Annotated in this window: 2 protein-coding genes; both read right to left on the bottom strand. The window is 47.9% G+C overall.

The features are described 5' to 3' along the window. Nucleotides 1-222: 222 nt before the first annotated feature. Nucleotides 223-534: a transposase gene (locus AAEZ03_RS25675; RefSeq protein ID WP_350582516.1), complete on the bottom strand. Its 312-nt coding sequence runs from the start codon at nt 532-534 to the stop codon at nt 223-225. Nucleotides 535-594: 60 nt separating this feature from the next. Next, nucleotides 595-946, bottom strand: a 352-nt coding sequence (locus AAEZ03_RS25680; RefSeq protein ID WP_502947948.1) for an oligopeptide/dipeptide ABC transporter ATP-binding protein, incomplete at its 5' end; no start/stop codon positions are given.

Raw genomic sequence — 946 nt, forward strand, 5'->3', positions numbered from 1 at the left:
GCCTAATACTGTGCTCATTCCACAGGATGGCGACAATGGTGCGAGCCCCAGCTGATTGTTTGGAGTCATTGAATATTTGACGTATCAAGGCTTTGAGTTTGACACGTTCAATATCGATAGGCTTAGTCTGTGTGCCATAGTAGTAGCTGCTTTTAATGATGCCAAATAAGTCACATAGTCGGCGTTTACTGACGCTTTTGTCTTGCTCTGCAAGCTTGCTTATCAGCGATAGCCGTTCTGGCTGTCCAAGGCCAGCAGAGCAGAAGCCTTTTTTAATATGTCGCGCTCCATAGTGAGTCGCTTAACCTGCTTACGCAATTCTTGTAGCTCGCGCTGTTCATCCGTTAAAGCGTTGCCGACTTTAGGTGCTTGGCCATTCGTTTCTTGTCGATACTGACTCAGCCATTTCTGCAGGGTGGATTTGCCAATGCCAAGTGAGCTTGCTACATCAGGTATTTTACGCTTATGCTCAGTCACTAAGCTGATGGCTTCAAGCTTGAATTCTCGGGTATATTGATTGCGATTGTTGGTCATACTAGTTTCCTTCTTTGGGTTATTATAACCTCTTAGAAGCTGTCCAATTTTATTATGCCACTACAGGTGAGGGGTGGAGGTGCGAGTAGGTAAATTAGGCAATTCAGAGTGAATACAGCGCACTTTGCCATTGGGCGTATCTAAAATGGGCGGCGGTACTTCACAAGCGGGCTCTTTATAGGGACAGCGGGGAGACAATAAGCAACCGCTTGGGCGATCATATTGGCTGGGTACCACACCCGGCAAACTATTGAGCCTGTCTTGCCCAATAGCCAGCTCAGGGATGGCTTGCAGTAAAGCTTCGGTATAAGGGTGGGCAGGATGTTGAAAAATCTCCGGCACTGTGCTGGTTTCGACCACTTGTCCGGCATACATAACGGCGACATCGCGTGAGTTTTGCGCGACCAAACCC

Origin of the sequence: Pseudomonas sp. HY2-MNA-CIBAN-0224 (assembly GCF_040310285.1) — a bacterium.
GTDB classification, from domain to species: Bacteria; Pseudomonadota; Gammaproteobacteria; order Pseudomonadales; family Pseudomonadaceae; genus Aquipseudomonas; species Aquipseudomonas helleri.